18 protein-coding genes are annotated in these 17,882 nt (G+C 64.3%); 12 read left to right on the forward strand and 6 right to left on the reverse strand.

Annotated elements, in window-relative coordinates:
* Positions 1-16: 16 nt before the first annotated feature.
* From AB6802_RS10370 to AB6802_RS10380, 3 genes are read right to left on the reverse strand one after another with little or no spacing between them, the layout of a single operon-like run.
* Positions 17-997, reverse strand: a complete 981-nt coding sequence (locus AB6802_RS10370; protein ID WP_371010004.1) for a biotin-dependent carboxyltransferase family protein — start codon at positions 995-997, stop codon at positions 17-19.
* Positions 994-1,656 carry a 5-oxoprolinase subunit PxpB gene (gene pxpB / locus AB6802_RS10375; RefSeq protein ID WP_371010005.1) on the reverse strand — a complete coding sequence of 221 codons (663 nt, stop codon included), beginning with the start codon at positions 1,654-1,656 and terminating at the stop codon, positions 994-996. Before pxpB ends, AB6802_RS10370 begins: the two co-directional genes overlap by 4 nt.
* Positions 1,657-1,662: 6 nt before the next feature.
* Positions 1,663-2,439, reverse strand: a complete 777-nt coding sequence (locus tag AB6802_RS10380) for an SDR family NAD(P)-dependent oxidoreductase (protein WP_371010006.1) — start codon at positions 2,437-2,439, stop codon at positions 1,663-1,665.
* Positions 2,440-2,675: 236 nt separating this feature from the next.
* Between AB6802_RS10380 and AB6802_RS10385 the strand changes: the two genes are divergently transcribed.
* From AB6802_RS10385 to AB6802_RS10410, 6 genes are all read left to right on the forward strand, one after another.
* Positions 2,676-3,311, forward strand: a complete 636-nt coding sequence (locus AB6802_RS10385; RefSeq protein ID WP_371010007.1) for an RraA family protein — start codon at positions 2,676-2,678, stop codon at positions 3,309-3,311.
* 157 nt (positions 3,312-3,468) lie between these two features.
* Positions 3,469-4,578 carry a branched-chain amino acid ABC transporter substrate-binding protein gene (locus tag AB6802_RS10390; protein WP_371010008.1) on the forward strand — a complete coding sequence of 370 codons (1,110 nt, stop codon included), beginning with the start codon at positions 3,469-3,471 and terminating at the stop codon, positions 4,576-4,578.
* 122 nt (positions 4,579-4,700) lie between these two features.
* Positions 4,701-5,612, forward strand: a complete 912-nt coding sequence (locus AB6802_RS10395) for a branched-chain amino acid ABC transporter permease (RefSeq protein WP_371010009.1) — start codon at positions 4,701-4,703, stop codon at positions 5,610-5,612.
* Positions 5,612-6,571, forward strand: a complete 960-nt coding sequence (locus AB6802_RS10400) for a branched-chain amino acid ABC transporter permease (RefSeq protein WP_371010010.1) — start codon at positions 5,612-5,614, stop codon at positions 6,569-6,571. Before AB6802_RS10395 ends, AB6802_RS10400 begins: the two co-directional genes overlap by 1 nt.
* Before the next feature lie 2 nt (positions 6,572-6,573).
* Positions 6,574-7,338: an ABC transporter ATP-binding protein gene (locus AB6802_RS10405; RefSeq protein ID WP_371010011.1), complete on the forward strand. Its 765-nt coding sequence runs from the start codon at positions 6,574-6,576 to the stop codon at positions 7,336-7,338.
* Positions 7,338-8,066: an ABC transporter ATP-binding protein gene (locus AB6802_RS10410; RefSeq protein WP_371010012.1), complete on the forward strand. Its 729-nt coding sequence runs from the start codon at positions 7,338-7,340 to the stop codon at positions 8,064-8,066. Before AB6802_RS10405 ends, AB6802_RS10410 begins: the two co-directional genes overlap by 1 nt.
* Before the next feature lie 271 nt (positions 8,067-8,337).
* Here the strand turns inward: AB6802_RS10410 and AB6802_RS10415 are convergent, their stop codons facing one another.
* Genes AB6802_RS10415 through AB6802_RS10425 form a run of 3 tightly spaced genes read right to left on the reverse strand, consistent with a single transcriptional unit; the run spans position 8,338 to position 11,598 of the window.
* On the reverse strand, positions 8,338-9,123 hold the full coding sequence (locus AB6802_RS10415; protein ID WP_371010013.1) for an SDR family NAD(P)-dependent oxidoreductase: 786 nt from the start codon (positions 9,121-9,123) through the stop codon (positions 8,338-8,340).
* A gap of 56 nt (positions 9,124-9,179) precedes the next feature.
* The gene (locus tag AB6802_RS10420; RefSeq protein ID WP_371010014.1) at positions 9,180-10,193 is read right to left on the reverse strand and encodes a substrate-binding domain-containing protein; all 1,014 of its coding nucleotides are present in this window, start codon (positions 10,191-10,193) and stop codon (positions 9,180-9,182) included.
* A gap of 43 nt (positions 10,194-10,236) precedes the next feature.
* Positions 10,237-11,598, reverse strand: a complete 1,362-nt coding sequence (locus AB6802_RS10425; RefSeq protein WP_371010015.1) for an ROK family protein — start codon at positions 11,596-11,598, stop codon at positions 10,237-10,239.
* A gap of 202 nt (positions 11,599-11,800) precedes the next feature.
* Here AB6802_RS10425 and AB6802_RS10430 point away from each other — a divergent pair, with 202 nt between their 5' ends.
* The 6 genes from AB6802_RS10430 (at position 11,801) to AB6802_RS10455 (ending at position 17,882) form a co-directional block, all read left to right on the forward strand.
* Positions 11,801-12,628: a sugar phosphate isomerase/epimerase family protein gene (locus AB6802_RS10430; protein ID WP_371010016.1), complete on the forward strand. Its 828-nt coding sequence runs from the start codon at positions 11,801-11,803 to the stop codon at positions 12,626-12,628.
* A gap of 38 nt (positions 12,629-12,666) precedes the next feature.
* Complete coding sequence (locus AB6802_RS10435; RefSeq protein WP_371010017.1) at positions 12,667-13,788, forward strand: substrate-binding domain-containing protein; 1,122 nt, start codon at positions 12,667-12,669, stop codon at positions 13,786-13,788.
* Positions 13,789-13,852: 64 nt separating this feature from the next.
* The gene (locus AB6802_RS10440; protein ID WP_371010018.1) at positions 13,853-15,022 is read left to right on the forward strand and encodes a Gfo/Idh/MocA family protein; all 1,170 of its coding nucleotides are present in this window, start codon (positions 13,853-13,855) and stop codon (positions 15,020-15,022) included.
* Positions 15,019-16,605 carry a sugar ABC transporter ATP-binding protein gene (locus AB6802_RS10445; RefSeq protein WP_371010019.1) on the forward strand — a complete coding sequence of 529 codons (1,587 nt, stop codon included), beginning with the start codon at positions 15,019-15,021 and terminating at the stop codon, positions 16,603-16,605. The genes AB6802_RS10440 and AB6802_RS10445 overlap by 4 nt, the downstream gene beginning before the upstream one ends.
* Entirely contained in the window at positions 16,595-17,557 is a 963-nt protein-coding gene (locus AB6802_RS10450; RefSeq protein WP_371010020.1) for an ABC transporter permease, read from the forward strand. Before AB6802_RS10445 ends, AB6802_RS10450 begins: the two co-directional genes overlap by 11 nt.
* A gap of 1 nt (position 17,558) precedes the next feature.
* The gene (locus AB6802_RS10455; RefSeq protein ID WP_371010021.1) at positions 17,559-17,882 is read left to right on the forward strand and encodes a putative quinol monooxygenase; all 324 of its coding nucleotides are present in this window, start codon (positions 17,559-17,561) and stop codon (positions 17,880-17,882) included.

The raw sequence follows: 17,882 nt of genomic DNA on the forward strand, positions 1-17,882 counted from the left end.
TGCCTGCTCGCTGGTGTCAGGCGGGCCGAAGCCGACCCGCCATGAGGTTGCGTGCCGCGACAAAGTCGTGACGCCGCTTGAGGATCGTGCGAAGCGCTTCCGTCGATGTCTGCGTTGACACCGGTAAGAAACGCAGGCGCGCGCCGACAGGCGCCTGTGCCAGCCGCCAGAGGTCGGCTTCGATCACCGTGGCGATCTTCGGATAGCCGCCGCAGGTGTTGGCGTCGGCGAGCTGGATGATCGGCTGGCCGGACGGCGGAACCTGAATTGTGCCCGGGACGATGCCATGGGACAGCAATTCCAGCGGCGAGACAAGGGAGAGTGTTTCGCCGAAAAGGCGATATCCCATGCGATTGGCGTCGTTGGTGATGCTCCATTCGCTGCCGGTGAAGGCTGCCTGGGCCTGCGACGTGAAGGCGTCGAACTCGGCCGCCGGCAGAACCCGCAGGTCGACGGCCGCGGCAAGGCCGTCCGTCGTGCCGCGCCGTTCCTCCAGCGCTGCGCCAAATCCGCCTGCTGGAAGGGTGCATTCAGCAGAATTGAGCGCAAGCCGGTCACCGCGCGACAGACCGCGTCCGGCGAGCCCGCCGAAACCGCCTTTTACGTCTGTGGCGCGCGAACCGATGACGACCGGCAGGTCAAGCCCGCCGGCGAAGGCGATGTAGGAGCGGGCGCCGACGCGCGGCGCTTCGACGAGGAGGGTCTCGCCGGCGTAGATGGTCGTGGCCCACCAGGGCGGGCACGGCCGGCCGCCGACACTGACGGCGCAGTCCGCGCCGGTGATGGCGACGGCGGTGTCTCGATCAACGCGCAGCCGGAACGGATAAAGCGCGACCTCGATCCCCGCGGCCCTGGGATCATTGCCCAGCATAAGATTGGCGATCGCCAGCGCTTGCCTGTCCATGGCGCCGCCATGGCTGACCCCCAGCGCCAGATGACCGGGACGGCCGAGGTCCTGGACCGTGTTCGGCAGGCCGGTGGTGAGGATCTCGATCATGCCTCCATCCCTGCGATCGTGAACCGGATCTTGTCTCCGGGCCCGAGCAGCACGGGCAATTCCGCTTCGGCCTTGAACAGCTTCACATCGGTATGACCGATAATGTGCCATCCGGACGGCGCAGTCATCGGCATGATGCCGGCTTGCGCGCCACCAATGATCACGGCGCCCTCGGCCACCTTCAGGCGAGGCGTGCCGCGCCTTGCCCAGGCGAGCCTGGGGTCGAGACCGGACAGATAGGGAAAGCCCGGCATGGCGCCGATGGCGGCGACCGTGTAGGTGGCCGCCGCGTGGCGCCTGACGGTCTCGTCGACAGACATGCCGCAATGCGCGGCCCAGCCGGCGAGGTCCTCGCCGCGAGCGCCGCCGTAGCTGACGGGAATGGTATGATGCGTGCCGGCCACCGTGTGGGCATCGACGCCGGCCCAGAGCGACTTCAACTGCTCGCTGATGCGGTGTGCGTCGGTGGCGAGCGGGTCGAACAGCACCAGCAGATTGTTCATGCCGGGAACGGCCTCGCGCACGCCCTCAAGGGTCAACGCGGCGTTGGCAACCGCCCAGACCAGCTCCTGGGTGGCATCGCTGAATGTCCCTTGCGCGCCATCGAGCAGCAGTGCGCATGAACCCGCAAGACTGATGCGAGGCGCCTTGGCGGCCATGCGCGGTCAGTCCTTCACCGGCACCGTATAGTTCAAGATCAGTCGACCGCCATCGGGATAGATAGTCTGGCCGACAATGTAGGAGGCGTCGTCGCTGGCCAGGAACGACGCGACGCTAGCGATCTCCGAAGGGTCGCCGCAGCGGCCGCTCGGCGTGCGCGACAGGATGGTCTGGCGCTGCGCTTCGCTGGCCATCACCGAACTCCTGACCATGTCGGTCAGGATGGTGCCGGGGCCGATGGCGTTGACGCGGATGTTGTGCGGGATCAGTCCGACCGCCATCACCGCCGTCAGCTGCTTGATGCCACCCTTGGACACCGCATAGGCAACGGAATTGGGAATGGCCAGAATGGCGTTGATCGACGACATGTTGATGATCGAGCCGCCGCGTCCCTGCGCGATCATCGCCCGCGCCGCCGCCTGGCCGAGAAGGAAGGGTGCCTTGAGGTTGACGCGCTGAACCCAGTCGAAGGCCTCCTCGGGGAAATCGACGAAATCGTCCAGATGGATGACGCCGGCATTGTTGATGAGGACGTCGACACCGCCGAAGCTTTGCATGGCCTTGGCGATGACACCGTCGGCCATGTCCCTGGTGATTTCGGAGAGATCCGCCGAAAACCAGGCGGCGCGCTCGCCGAGGCGTTCGGCATGTGCGCGCCCGCGATCGGCCTGCACGTCGACCAGCACGACATTGGCGCCATCGGCATGAAAGCGCTCGGCGCAGGCAAGGCCTAGCCCTTGCGCTGCCCCGGTGACGATCACGACTTTTCCTGCGTGCTTCACGGCCAGTCCTCTTCAATCGCCTCAAATGTGGATATGTTATCCAATTTATCTCGAGCTTCAGTGCGATTGCAAGTCCCGGATGAACGGTGGCTGAATGATTGCAAAAGCCACATACACGGGGTTTTGTGCCATTCCGGGTTTTTCCAGCGGCCAATCCGCAAGGCGGTTGACTCAGCCGAATTAGTTGTGATTGGATATTATATTCATGAAGATCGTCGACAACCGGAGAACGGCAGATGGCAGACGAACCTGAGGGAAGCGGACTGATAGACGCGTTCCGCGCTCTTGCCACGCCGTTGATCAGCGACAATCTCGCTCGTGTTCCAGGGGCTATCGGGTTGCGGCCGTTTCATCGCGTTAGCGGCGCCATGGCGGGGAGGGCGCTGACGGTCAGGACGCGCGCTGGCGACAACCAGTTCATCCATCGCGCGCTCGATCTGCTGCAGCCAGGAGACGTCATCGTTGTCGATGGCGGCGGCTATGAAGGCCGCGCGCTGGTCGGCGAGATCATGACAAGCGTGGCGGCGTCGCGGGGTGCTGCCGGCATTGTCATCGACGGCGCCATTCGCGATGCCGCCGCTATTGGCCGCTGTCCGTTCCCATGCTTTGCACGCTCGGCCATCCATCTCGGCCCTTACAAGGACGGTCCGGGAGCCATCAATGTCCCTGTCAGCGTCGGCGGCATGGTCGTCGCTCCGGGCGACATCGTCGTGGGCGACGAGGATGGCGTCGTTGCCTTTCCAATCGACGGCGCTGTGGCCCTGCTGGCCGCCGTCCGGGCGCAAGAGGCCCGCGAAGCCGAGATCATGCAGAGCATCCGGGAGAACCGCTATCAGGGAGCCTATGCCCGGGTCGCCGGCGCCAGCCACTGATCCGTCGACCAGGTCCTTGCCGGCGACAGCATTGCCGCTCCGCACCTAACCAGGGGACGAAATCGCCTCGAACCGCCGACGGGCGTCTGGCAACAAGGCAGAAGAATGCATTCCGGGGACTGCCCGGATGCGCCAACAGGGGAAAATGGAGAGAATAATGGTTGTTTCCTTCAAGAAGCTCGCTTGGACCACCGCACTTGCCGGGCTGGCTCTGACCACGGTGGCCGCGGCCGCCGACATCAAGATCGGCATCGTCGCCCCGATGACCGGCCAACTCGCCAGCGAAGGGCAGGACATGGAGAACGCCGTCAAGATGGCGATCGACGCCGCCAACGCCCAAGGCGGCGCCAATGGCGACAAGGTCGTCACCATCACCGCCGACGATGCCTGCGATCCGCAGCAGGCGGTGACCGCGGGCAGCAAGCTTGTCTCCGAAGGCGTGACTGCCATCGTCGGCGGCTATTGCTCGGGCGCTGTGTTGCCGACATTGAAGATCTATGGCGATGCCGGCATTCCGTTCGTCATCATCGGCGCGAATTCGACCAAACTGGTCGCCGCCAACCAGGGCAATGCCTTCCTCGCCAATTCGACCGGCGACATGCAGGCGACGACGGCGGTCGAGCTCTTCAAGAAGAACGGCTACAAGAAGATCGCCGTCATCGACGAAGGCGATGCCTATTCATCGGACCTCGCCAAGCTGACCGCCGAAGCCTTCAAGAGCGCAGGCGGCGAGATTGCCACAAAGGAAACCACCACTGCCGGCGAGCAGGACTATTCGGCGGTCGTCACCAAGATCAAATCGAGCGGCGCGGACGCTGTCTTCTGGACCGCCTACCATGCCGGCGGGGCCCTGCTTACCAAGCAGCTTCGGCAGGCCGGATTCCAGGGCGGCATCGTGCTCGGCGACGGCAACAACTCGCCTGAATATCTGGAGATCGCCGGCTCGGCCGGCGAGGGCGTGTATCTCTTGTCGCCGCCCACCGTCGATCTCCTGTCGGGCGCGGGCGACTTCAAGACCAAATACAAGGCGGCCTATGGCCGTGACGCCGGCGCCTATGCGGCGCTCTCGCATGACGTGGGCGAGCTGATCGTCGATGCCATCACGCGGGCCAAGTCGGCGGATCAAAAGGCGATCATCGCAGCGCTCAAGGCAAGCGATTTCAAGGGCCTTGCCGGTGAAATCAAGTTCACCGACAAGAACACCTTGCAGACGTCAAACTTCCGCCCCGTGATTGCCAAGGGCGGCAAGTGGGTGGCCGCCGAATAAATGGTGAAACAGATCGATGGCGGGGCGATCTTGAACACGCCCCGCCATCGTTGCTGCTTGCTCGGCGAGCACTTGTGCAGGGCCTGTGCAAGATCGTATCCATTCCCGTATCTGGAGCATCAATGACGCTCGATCTGCTTATTCAGCAACTGGTGAACGGCCTTATCGTCGGCTCGTTCTATGCCCTGATCGCGCTTGGCTACAGCATGGTCTTCGGCGTCATCAAACTCCTGAATTTTGCCCATGGCGATATTTACATGAGCGGCGCCTTCATCGGCCTCATCGTGTTTTCCTTCGTCGGCATCTGGGTCGGCAATGGCTGGCTGGGCGTCGTCTGCGCGCTGCTGGCATCGATGCTGGTCGTCGGCCTGCTCGGCGTCGTCATCGAGCGCTTCGCTTATCGGCCGATGCGCAGTGCGCCGCGCCTCTCCATCCTCATCACGGCACTCGGCGCCTCGATGGTGCTGAACGGATCGGCGCTCGCCCTGACCGGCGGGCGGCATTATGCCTTCAGCACGGACCTCGGCTTTGCCGGCGTCGATGTCTCCTCGGTCCATATCACCTACACGCAGATGGTGCTTGTTGGCGCCTCCATCGCCCTGATGGCCGGGATGCAGACCTTCGTCTCGCGCACCATGTATGGCAAGGCGATGCGCGCCGTTTCCATCGACATGGGGGCGAGCCGCCTGATGGGCATCGATGTCGACCGGGTGATCGCCCTGACCTTCTTCATGGGATCGGCGCTCGCCGCCGGCGGCGGCGTCATGGCCGGCGCCTATTATGGCAGCGTCCATTTCTTCATGGGTTTCATCATGGGGCTGAAGGCCTTCACCGCCGCCGTCATCGGCGGCATCGGCAGCGTGCCGGGCGCCATGCTCGGCGGCTTGCTGCTCGGCCTGCTCGAGGCATTCGGTTCTTCCCTGCCTTTCGTCGGCTCGGAGTGGCGCGACGTCTTCGTGTTCGGGACGCTGATCCTGTTCCTTGTCTTCAAGCCGACCGGCCTTCTTGGACGCTCGGTCGTGGAGCGGGTGTGATGAGCGACGAAGCAAGGATCTTGCCGGTTCCCGTGCAGCCTCGATTGATGCGCTGGTCATTTGTGCTGCCAGGGCTGGCGGCACTCGCCTGCGCACTGGTGCTGCCGCAACTCGCCAACGCCTATGTGACGGAGGTGGCAACCACGGCACTGCTTTATGTCGTGCTGTGCCTTGGCCTTAATATCGTCGTCGGCTATGCCGGCCTGCTTGATCTTGGCTACGCAGCCTTCTTCGCGGTGGGCGCCTACACGTCGGGCATCCTGACCGCGGAGTTCGGGTTCAACTTCTGGCTCACCATCCCGGTCGCCATGGTTGCGGCCTGTGCGGCCGGCGTCATCATCGGCGCTCCGACGTTGAGGCTGCGCAGCGACTATCTGGCGATCGTGACGCTGGGCTTCGGCGAGATCGTGCGAATCATCGCCCGCAATCTCGATATCACCGGTGGCGCCAGCGGCCTCATCGGCATAGAGCGGCCGGAGATCTTCGGCTTCAAGCTGATGCAGGTGCAGCACTTCTACTACGCGTTCCTGGTGCTTGCGCTGATCACCGCCTTCGTCTGCCTGAGCGTCGAGCGGTCGCGCATGGGACGCGCCTGGTTCTACGTTCGCTATGATGAGGACGCCGCCGCCGGGATCGGCATCAACCGTGTTTCGGCCAAGCTGCAGGCCTACATGATGGGCGCGGTGATCGCCTCCGTCGCCGGGTGCCTCTACGCCGCCAAAATGACGGCCATCTCGCCGGAAAGCTTCACCTTCAACCAATCGCTTCTCATCCTGCTCGGTGTCGTCCTGGGTGGCATGGGCCGCATTCCAGGTGTGGTTCTGGGCGCCATCCTCGTGGCTTTGCTTCCCGAAGTGCTGCGCGGTGCGGGCACCTATCGTCCGCTGGTGACCGCGGTCGCGCTGCTGGCAATCATGCTGTTCAGGCCGAATGGGCTCTGGCCGGACAAGCGGGTTTGACCATGGCCTTGCTCGAAGTCCACGATCTGCGCCTCAGTTTTGGAGGACTTAAGGTCCTTCACGACATTTCGTTCTCAGTTGAGAAAGGCGCCATCAACAGCCTCATCGGGCCGAACGGGGCCGGCAAGACGTCGCTCTTCAATTGCCTGACAGGCTTCTACAAGCCGAAGGCAGGTTCGATCAGACTGGGTGGCCGGCCAATCACCGGTTTGCCCCCGCATCGCATCACCGCGCTTGGGCTCGCCCGCACATTCCAGAACATCCGGCTGTTCAAGGAAATGACGGTGCTGGAAAACGCCATGTCCGGCCAGCATTGCCGCAGCCGTCATGGCATCGTGTCGGCCATCCTGCACTTGCCGTCGCAGCGGCGCGAGGAAGAGGCGATCCGCGCGGTCGGCATGCGCTGGCTCGATTTCGTCGGCATCGCCGAGCATGCGCATCGCCACGCCGGCGGTCTTTCCTACGGCGATCAGCGGCGGCTCGAACTTGCGAGAGCGCTGGCGTCGACGCCAGCGCTTATCCTGCTGGACGAGCCCGCCGCCGGCCTGAACGAGCGCGAAAAACTGGACCTTGTACATCTCATCCGCCGCATTCGCGACGAAACCGGCGTCACCGTCCTGCTGATCGAGCACGATATGGGGCTGGTCATGCAAGTGTCGGAAAAGATCGTAGTGTTCGACTACGGTCAGAAGATCGCCGACGGTGCGCCGGAGGTCGTGCGCGCGGACCCCAGGGTCATCGAAGCCTATCTCGGCACGGAGGATTGATGGGGCCCGAAATCGTTCTTAGCACGGACCGCATCGTCGCCCACTATGGCGCCATCGAAGCGCTTCATGGCGTCAGCCTTTCGGTCAAAAATGGCCAGATCGTCGCCCTGCTTGGCGCCAACGGCGCCGGCAAAAGCACGGTGTTGCGCACGCTGTCCGGCCTTATTGCGGCGTCCTCCGGAAGTGTCCGCTTCCTGGGCGAGGACATAACCAAGGTCCCCGCCCATCGTCTACCGCATCGCGGGCTCGTCCACGTCCCGGAGGGGAGGCGTATTTTCGGCGACATGACGATCAAGGAAAACCTCGACCTCGGCTCGTTTACGCTTGCCGACGACGTTGAGCGGCGCCGGCGGCTGGATCACGTGTTCGAGCTATTCCCGATCCTGGCGCGCAGGCGCAATGGCGATGCAAGGAATCTGTCGGGAGGAGAGCAGCAGATGCTGGCGATCGGCAGGGCGCTGATGGCCTCGCCCAAGCTGCTCTTGCTTGACGAACCGTCGATGGGCCTGGCGCCGCAATTGATCAAGGAAGTCATGAACATCGTGCAGCGTCTCAATCGCGAAGGCGTGACCATCCTGCTTGTCGAGCAGAACAGCAAAGTCGCCTTGAAGTTCGCCCATTACGGCTATGTGCTCAAAGCCGGGCGCATCGTTCTTGAGGGCCCCGGCAGCGACCTCGCCAGCAATGAAGCGGTCATCAGCGCCTATTTGGGTGGCGTGGCCGCCTAGAGCGGTTCAGCGTTTCACGGAATCGCCGAACCGCTCTAAGTCTTTGTTTTCACGCAATTCCGGACGGAAAACCGCTGCACACTTTTCCTGGAGTTGCTCTAGCACCGATGCGAGCACGTCGCGCGCGATGCCCCCCGGTGGTGGGCTTTCCGCGGGTCACCAACGCCTATCCAATCGGTTCTGAACGACAGGGCGGGGCAGGTCGTTGCCTGCGGCACGGCGCGGTTCGCCGTGACATCGCCGGTGGCGGCCTAGACCGATCTTCATGGTTCTATTTCACGCCGATGCCGGCGGTCAGGCCGCCGTCTATTCTGTAGTCCGAACCCGTGCAGAAACCGGCCTTGGACGAGCATAGGAAGGCGATGAGCTCCGCTACTTCTTCCGGCTCGCCGATACGGCCCAGCGGGTGGGCCGCGCCGAAGCGCCTGTAGGCCGCCTCGACATCGGCATCGCTGCCATTGTCGCCGCGCGCGGCCTGCTCCAGGATCGGCGTGCGGATCGAGCCCGGGCTGACCGAATTGACGCGGATGCCGGCCGCCGCGTAGTCGAGCGCCAGCGAGCGCGTCAGCGTGTGGATCGCCCCCTTGGTCGTTGCATAGGCGGCGACATTCTGCTGGCAGGCAAAGCCTTGCACGGAAGCGACATTGACGATGGCGCCGCCGCCGCGCTTGATCATTTCGGGAATGCCGAAATGCGCGGTCAGATAGATCGAGCCGATGTTGACAGTCATTGCCCGGTTCCAGGTTTCCCAGTCGGTCGTGGTCGCGGTTCCATAGGGGTGCACCGCTGCGGAATTGACGATGACGTCGAGGCCGCCGAATTTCGCCACGCCGGCGGCGACAGCGTCGCGGACCTGATCGGAAACGGAGACATCGGTGTCGATGATCAGCACTGCTGCTCCAGCGCTTTCCAATCCGGCCTTCATCGCCGCATTGGCGGCGCGATCGATGCCACAGGCGATGATCGCGGCGCCGCCGGTCGCGAGGCGCCTGGCGGTAGCCAGGCCAATACCGGTCGTCCCCGTCACCAGGGCCACCTTGCCGTCGAAATCCTTCATTTCGAAACTCCTCCATGTGCGATCGGACGCTGCCTCTTCAGGCACGATGTGGCAGGCTAGGATATGCTCTTGCGTGCCTTGCGCGCCTTCAGCAGGGCCGTCGGCGCCGGCGCGCGCCAGACGAGCTGATAGGCCTCCACCACATTGGCTGATGTGACGCTAAGGCCGGGAAGCGCGATCCAGGGCGGCGGCTGGCGATCGATTAGGCCGAGGATGGTGGCGATGCCCGCGGCGACGCCCTGATCGTAAGGCAGCTGCGCGGCAATGCCCTTGATCAGGCCACCGGCGGCAAGGTCCGCCGCCACGTCATTGCCGAGGTCGACGGTGGTCACCGGTACGGTCTTCCCGGCTTCGCGGATAGCGGCGACGGCGCCAGCCGCCGGCACGTCCCAGACCGCGAACAGGCCGGCAAGATCGGGATTGGCCTGCAGCAGGCCTGCGGTCGCCGCCTTCGCCTGTGAAACATCGGCAAACTTGCCGCGCACCAGCGACAGGTCCGGCCGATGCGTGGCGATCCATTTGCGGAAGGCGATCTCGCGCTCATGCGTGGCAAAGAAATCCACGCCATAGGCAAGAACGCCGATCTTGCCGCCCTCTGCGACATGCGGCGCAAGCAGTTCCGCCCCGATCTGCCCAAGGCCGAAATTGTCGGTGGAAATGACGCTGACATAGTCCTTGCCGGGCAGCATGCCGGTCGGCGCATTGTCGAGCAGCAGCAGCTTCTTGCCGGCCGCCGCGATCGCGCGATGGGCATCTGCCGCCCTGGCGCTGCCGATTGGAATGGAGATGACCGCATCCACGGGCTCGCTGACGAGCCGTTGCAATTCGGCAATCTGCCGGTCGACGTCAAAGCCGCAATCGATGACCTCGACCACCGCCGCGCCGTAGCGGCCGAGCGTAGCGACGATGCCGGCAAGCTCCTGCTTGGCCCAGTCGCTCATCGTCGTGTGGAGAACGACAGCGACCGAAAAGTGCCGGTTGCGGGCGGCATCGGCGTCGGCATCCGACAGACCGATCTGGTCGGCCGGAACTGCCCGTTCGCCATGCGGCCCAAGGCCGGTGATTGCCATTCTTCAATCCTCCCCAGGCGCCAGCGACGCTCGATCGCAGGTCCTACGCAAGCGTGCCGCCCGGCGGCCGCGGCTTGGCCGGCCGCGTGCCGGTGTCGAGCGCGGCGCGCGCGAGAAAATCCTTGAATTCGGGATGCTCGCGCGGCGAACCCAGCGTAATCCAGCCCTGCAGGAATTTCGCATCGAACAGCGCTTCGGCCACCACTTGCGCTGCACCCACCAGCCCGGCCGAGCCGCCCATTTGCGAGCGCACGATGCGCAGGTCGCGCGTCACCACTGGATGCGACTGACGATAGACCGCCTCGCGAACGGCCGCGAGCAGGATGTCGCCGGTCTCGGCGACGCTGCCGCCTAGCACGATCAGCGACGGATTGAGCAGATTGGCCAGTGGCGCCAGAATCTCGCCGACGGCGCGGCCGCAGCGTCCGAGAAGGTCGATGCAGAACGGGTCGCCGAGTTGCGCGCCGTGGCCGGCATCGGTAACCGTGACTTCGCCACTACGCGCAAGCACGCTGGCGAGATAGGGACTGCGGTCGCTTTCGGCCGCCTGACGGGCTTCGCGTGCCAGCGCCTCGCTGCCGGCGACAGTTTCGAGGGTCCCGCCCTCGGTGAAGGTATAGCCGATCAAGCCGGCGGCGCCTTGCGCGCCGCGATGCAGCGCGCCTTCCGAGATGACGCCGGCGCTGATCGAGCGCCCGAGCTTGACGAAGATCATGTCCGTCAGCCCGATACCGCTTCCGGACTTCAGCTCGCCCATCGTCATCGTCTGGACGCCGCTTCGCACCCAGACCGGCGCGCCGACGAGCGTTGCCAATTGCTCGATGAACGGGAATCCGTCCCAGTTCTGGAACGCGGTGAGCGCCGGCGCGAACAGCCGCTGGCCGTCAGGCTTCTCGACGGCTCCGGGCACCGCCAGGCCGATGCCCCAGATGCCGCCTTCGCTGCCATGCTCCTCCAGCATCCAGGCAAACAGCGTCGCCAGCCGCTGGACGACAGGTTCGGGTCCAGCCGCCAGTTCGGCGGCCTCATGGTGCTCGGCCAGCAAGCGCCCGGTCAGGTCGGAGACGCCGACCGCCAGCGAAGAATGGTCGAGCACGGCCGCGAGGATGATGCCCATGCGCGGACGAAAGCGGACATGGCGCGGCGCGCGTCCGCCGAGGGCTGGGCCAAGTTCACCTTCCTCGATAAGTCCAAGCTTGAGGAGAGTGGCCAGACGGTCGGTGACGACGGCGCGTCCCAGCTCGGATTGGATCTCCAGTTCCTGGCGGGTCGTCGCCACGCCGCCGCGCACGAGGTTGAGCAGCACGGCCAGGCTGCCATGCGCGGATTCGCTGGCGCGCGGCCGACCGGCGGCGCGACGCGGCGCGGCGGCTTGTCCGTCACCTGCGGTGCTGGCCTCGTCCATGTCCTCGCCGCCTCATCTGCGTCCCCTGGTGCCGTCCACCGTGACCCATTTCGCCATGCGTAACGTGACGCCATTTACGGATCAAGTAAGAACTTATGTCGTTTATCAACAAAAGTATGCCAACTTTTGCATTTTAATAATTGACGGCGGCCGAAAGGAGCGCATAAGTAGAGCGAGGGTCGGAGGACAGGGAGGATACGAGATGCCGGTGAAGCTGGCCTATCACGCCAATTGCTGGGGACCGCTTGGCGGCAACGCCGTCGGCGTCACCTCGATCACCCAGCTCACCTATCGCACCTTCGGCGACATGGAGCAGGCGATCCGTGACATCGGCGCCGCCGGCTATGTCGGGACGGAGCTCTTCGACGGCAATCTGCTCGACTATGAAGGACGCCTTGGCGAGTTGCGCGCCGTGCTGAACCGGTCCGGCGTCACGCTCGTCGCCGGTTACTCAGGCGCCAATTTCATCTTCGACGATATCCTTGGCGAGGAACTGGCCCGCATCGAACGGGTCGCGGCAACGGCTGCCGAACTCGGCGCCGAGCATCTGGTCGTCGGCGGCGGCGCCAAGCGCGCCAAGGGCCGGCAAGCCGATGATTTCAAGCGCCTCGGCGCCGCACTCGATAAGGTCATCGACATCGCCGCCAAAGCGGGCTTGCGGGCGCATTACCACCCGCATCTGTCGACCATCGTCGAGGGTCCCGAAGAGGTGCGCGAAATCTTCAAGCACACAGCGATCGATTTCTGCCCGGACACCGCGCATCTGGCGGCCGCCGGCGGCGATCCGGCGGCGCAGATCCGCGAATTCAAGGACCGCATCAGCTATGTGCACCTGAAGGGCTGGCAGCGCGACCCGTTCGCGTTCACGCCGCTCGACCGTGGCGATCTTGACATGGCGCCGATCGTTCAGGCGCTCAAGGACACCGGATACTCCGGCTGGATCACCACCGAACTCGATGCCTGGGCGGACCCCAGGCAAGGAGCTGAACTGAGCATGAACTATCTGAAGAAGGCCATGGGGCCGAGTTGAACAATCGGGCTTCGCGCCCGTCATCAGGGAGGAACCTAATGACACGTTTCAAGACAATGACCGCGGCCTTCACAGCCGCACTGCTTGCAACCAGCCTTTATGCCGCCGCTCCGGCCTTCGCCGATCCGGATTCGGCGCTCGCCGAACTGCAAAAGACGGTGCTTTCGAAGGGCCCGAACGGCGAAACCCCGGCATCGGCGTCGTCGGTGACGCTGACCGATGAGGAACTGGCCAAGATCAAGGACATGAAGGCGACGGCGGCGATCGTCATGCATTATGGCGGCAATGACTGGTCGCGCGCGCAGATCGCAGGGCTCAAGGATCAATTCGGCAAGATGGGCATCGAGGTGATCGCCACCACCGATGCCGGCTTCAAGCCGGAGAAGCAGGTCGCCGACCTCGAGACGGTAATGGCGCAGAACCCGAAGATCATCGTCTCGATCCCGACCGATCCGTCGGCGACGGCTTCGGCCTACAAGGCGGTCGCCGACAAGGGCGTCAAGCTGGTGTTCATGGACAACGTGCCGGCCGGCTTTGTTGCCGGCAAGGACTACGTGTCCGTCGTCTCTGCCGACAATTACGGCAACGGCGTCGCGGCGGCACATCTGATGGCCAAGGCGCTGGGCGGCAAGGGCGATATCGGCCTGGTCTTCCATGCCGCCGACTTCTTCGTCACCAAGCAGCGCTATGAAGGCTTCAAGAAGACGATCGCCGACAACTATCCCGACATCAAGATCGTCGCCGAACAAGGCATTGGCGGGCCGGACTTCACCGGCGACGCCGAAAAGGCGGCTTCGGCAATCCTGACCTCCAACCCGACCATCAACGGCATCTGGGCGGTGTGGGACGTGCCGGCGGAGGGCGTCATCTCGGCGGCGCGCACCGCCGGCCGCGACGACCTCGTCATCACCACCTGCGATCTCGGCGAGAACGTCGCCATCAACATGGCGAGCGGCGGTTTCGTGAAGGGGCTCGGCGCGCAGCGTCCGTTCGACCAGGGTGTCACCGAGGCGCTGCTTGCCGGCTACGGCCTGCTCGGCAAGCAGGCGCCGGCCTTTGTCGCTTTGCCGGCGCTGCCCGTCACCAAGGACACGTTGCTGGAAGGCTGGAAAGCCGTCTACCACGCCGAGGCCACCGACAAGATCAAGGGCAGCATGTAGCGCGCCCTGCGGCCGGCATACTCCCTGCCGGCCGCTTCCTTCTCAGTTCAATTTGGAGACCATCATGACCAGGACGCTCAACGTGGCGATGATCGGCGGCGGCTTCATGGGCAAGGCCCATGCGATGGCCTATGCGGCCATGCCGATGTTCTTCTGGCCGGCGCCGGCCATTCCCGTGCGCAAGGTGGTGGTCGACATCACCGAGGCATTGGCCGACGAAGGCCGCCGCCGTTACGGTTTCGAGGAAGCTTCGGCCGACTGGCGCGCCGTGGTGAAGCGGCCCGACATCGATGTCGTCGACATCGTCACGCCGAACGACAGCCATGCGGAAATTGCGATCGCGGCTGCCGAGGCCGGCAAGCACATCATCTGCGAAAAGCCGCTGGCGCGCGGTGGCGCTGAAGCAAAGACCATGCTCGATGCCGTGAAGAACGCTGGCGTCATCCACATGGTCGCCTTCAACTACCGGCGCACGCCGGCGGTGGCGCTGGCCCGTCAGTACATAGAGGAAGGCCGCATCGGCACGATACTCAATTTCCGCGGCACCTATCTGCAGGACTGGTCGGCCGATCCGGATTCGCCGCTCTCCTGGCGTTTCCAGAAAAAGATCGCCGGCTCCGGCTCGATCGGCGACATCGGCACCCATGTTGTCGATCTCGCCCGCTACCTGGTTGGCGAGATCGCCGAGGTCAGCGCGCTGGTGCGCACCTACAACAAGACGCGACCGCTCCAGCGCGGCAATCTCGACAAGCTGGGCGCTGCCGAAAAGAACACCGGCGCCGAGCGCGCTGAAGTCGATGTCGACGACGAGGTGGTGACGTTGCTGAAGTTCACCGATGGCGCCATCGGTTCGCTCGAGGCGACCCGCAACGCCTATGGCCGCAATAATTTCATCACTTTCGAAATACATGGCACCAAAGGTTCGATTGCGTTCAACTATGAACGGCGCGACGAATTGCAGGTGATGTTCGCCGACGATCCCGCCGATGCGCGTGGTTTCAGGACCGTTTATTCCGGCCCCGCGCATCCCTATGGTGCAGGCCTCTGGCCGATCCCGGCGCTCGGCATCGGCTATTCCGAAACCAAGATCGTCGAGTGCTTCGACTTTTTCTCGGCCATCGCCTCGGGCAAGCAACCGTCGCCGAATTTCGAGGACGGTTACAAGACCGAGCGGGTTGCCGATGCGCTGATCGAATCCGGCGAAAGCGGCCATTGGGTCAAAGTCCAGCCATGACTGAAGCGACGCCCGTTCATGCGGCGGAGATGAAGGGCGTCAGCAAATCCTTCGGCGGCGTCAAGGCGCTGGTCGATGTCGACCTGCAGATCGAGAAGGGCGAGATCCATGCCCTGCTCGGCGGCAACGGCGCCGGCAAGTCGACCATCCTCAAGGTGCTGAACGGCGTGCATGTGCCCGACAGCGGCACCATTCTTGTCGACGGCAAGCCGATCGGCGAAATCTCGCCCGAGGCTTCGCGTCGCGCGGGCATCGCCATGATCTTCCAGGAAATGAGCCTGATCCCGACACTGACCGTGGCGCAGAATGTTTTTCTCACCCGGGAAGCCAAGGGCGCGTTCGGCCTGATCGACGACCGTGCCGCCGAGAAGCGCGCCCGGGCCCTGTTCGCCATGCTCGAGGTCGAGGTCGATCCGAAGGCGATTGCCGGCAATCTCGGCGCCGGCCAGCGGCAGCTGACCGAGATCGTCAAGGCGATCTCGCAGGATGCCAAGGTGCTGGTGCTGGACGAGCCGTCGACGGCGCTGGCGGTGTCCGATGTCGAGCGGCTCTTCGTCTTCCTGCGCAAGCTGAGATCCGAGGGAGTGGCTATCATCTATGTCTCGCACCGCATGGACGAGATCGCCCGCATCGCCGACCGCGCCACCATCCTGCGCGACGGTCGCCATGTCATCACCGCGCCGCTGTCGGAACTGCCGGTCGAGACGATGATTGGACACATCGTCGGCAAACGCTCGCGCGGCCTGTCGGATGTGGTGCGCGCAGGATCGCGCATCGGCGAGCCGCTGCTGGAGCTCGACAATGTGTCGGGCGTGGCGAAACCGAAGAATGCCAGCTTTGTCGTCCGCAGCGGCGAAGTGGTCGGCCTTGCCGGGCTGCTTGGCTCCGGACGTTCGGCGATCGCGCGCGTCATTGCCGGCATCGATCCGATTGTCGAGGGCGAGATCCGCGTCGCCGGCAAGCCGGTGGCGATTACGAAACCGGGCGATGCCATCGAAGCGGGTGTGGCGCTGGTGCCCGAGGATCGGCTGCGGCAAGGCGTCATATCCGAGCATTCGGTCGCTTCCAACGTAACGCTTGCCATGCTCGACCGGTTAAGCAGCAATGGTTTTGTGTCGAACAGGAAGGTGCGCGAGCTGGCCGACGGCCAGATCGCAACGCTGCGCATCAAGACCGCTTCGCGCGACAATGCGGTGCGCACGCTCTCGGGCGGCAATCAGCAGAAGGTCGTCATCGGCAAATGGCTTTCGACCGCGCCGGACATCCTTGTCCTCGACGAGCCGACCTCGGGCATCGACATCGGCTCGAAATCGGAAATCATCATGCTGGTGCGCGAGCTCGCCAAGGCCGGCAAGGCTATCGTCATGATCTCCTCGGAACTGTCCGAGATGCTCACCGCCTGCGACCGCATCCTCATCGTCGCGGGTGGACGCATCATGGACGATATCGAGCGCGGCGATCTCGACGACCCGTCAGCGCCGACGGACGATCCGGTCGCGCAGTTGCAGGCGGCGGAACGCAAGCTGCAGATCGTTATCCAGAAAGCGCTGAGCAAGAGCGAAGGAGAAACACATGTCCATTGAGCCGGCTCCTTCGCTCACCGCGCGGCTTGGGCTCGCCAACTGGCGGCAGAACATCATCTATATCGGTTTCGTCGTGATCTTCATCGTCTTCGCGATCACGCTGTTCGACAAGGGCTTCCTCAACCCCAACAATTTGCTCAACATCGTGCGCCAGACGGCAATGATCGCGGTGATGGCGATCGCCATGACCTATGTGCTGTCGGCCGGAGAGATCGACCTGTCCGTCGGGGCGGTGGCGGGGCTGGCTTCGGTGACCACGGCCATGGCGATCGACGCCGGTGGACCGGTCACCGGCATCGTTGCCGGTCTCGCCACCGGCGCCGTCATCGGCACCTTCAACGGGCTGTTGACGACGCGCATCGGCATTCCGTCCTTCCTCACCACACTGGCCATGATGGGGATCGCCACCGGCACCGCGATGTGGATCAGCGACACGGCCGCGGTGCCGATCATCTCGAAGAGCTATTCGTGGATTTTCGGCGGCGGCAATGTCGGACCGGTGCCGGTGCTGCTGATCTGGATGCTGGTGCTGGGCGCCGTCGGCCATGTCGTGCTGAGGCGAACGAGTTTCGGCCGCCGCGTGTTGGCCACCGGCGGCGGCGAGATCGCAGCGCGCTATTCCGGCATCGACACCAAGTCGATCAAGTTCCGCGTCCTCATCGTCTCGGCCATGGCGGCGGCACTGGCCGGCATGCTCTACGCAGGACGCCTGCAATCCGGCCGCTTCCAGCTTGGCCAGGGCGACGAGCTGTCGGTCATCGCCGCGGCCGTGCTTGGCGGCACCAGCCTGTTCGGCGGTTCCGGCACGGTCATCGGCACCATCGTCGGCGCGCTGATGATCGGCCTCATCAACAACGGGTTGATCCTGATGGGTCTGGAATTCAGCCAGCAGCTGATCGCGCGCGGCGCCATCATCATCCTCGCCGTCGCGCTCAGCCAGGGACGGAAGTGACATGAACGGAAACGAAATGGCGGTTCCCTACACGGTCGTCGGCACCGTCGTCGCCAAGCCGGAAACCCGTGAGGAACTGCAAGAGATTCTGTCGGGTTTCGTCGAACCGACGCGGGCCGAGGAGGGCTGCATCAACTACGACTTCCATGTCGACCCGAACGACCCCTGCGTGTTCATGTTCTATGAGAACTGGCGCACGAAGGACGATCTCGACCGGCATCTGGCGATGCCGCATCTGCAGCCGTTGTTCGGCCGTCTCGACGACCTCGTCGCACGTCCAGTCGATGTCCGTCCTTTCGTCATGCTGAGCCGAATGGCCGCGTGA

This window comes from Mesorhizobium sp. RCC_202, assembly GCF_041355295.1.
Taxonomy (GTDB): domain Bacteria; phylum Pseudomonadota; class Alphaproteobacteria; order Rhizobiales; family Rhizobiaceae; genus Mesorhizobium.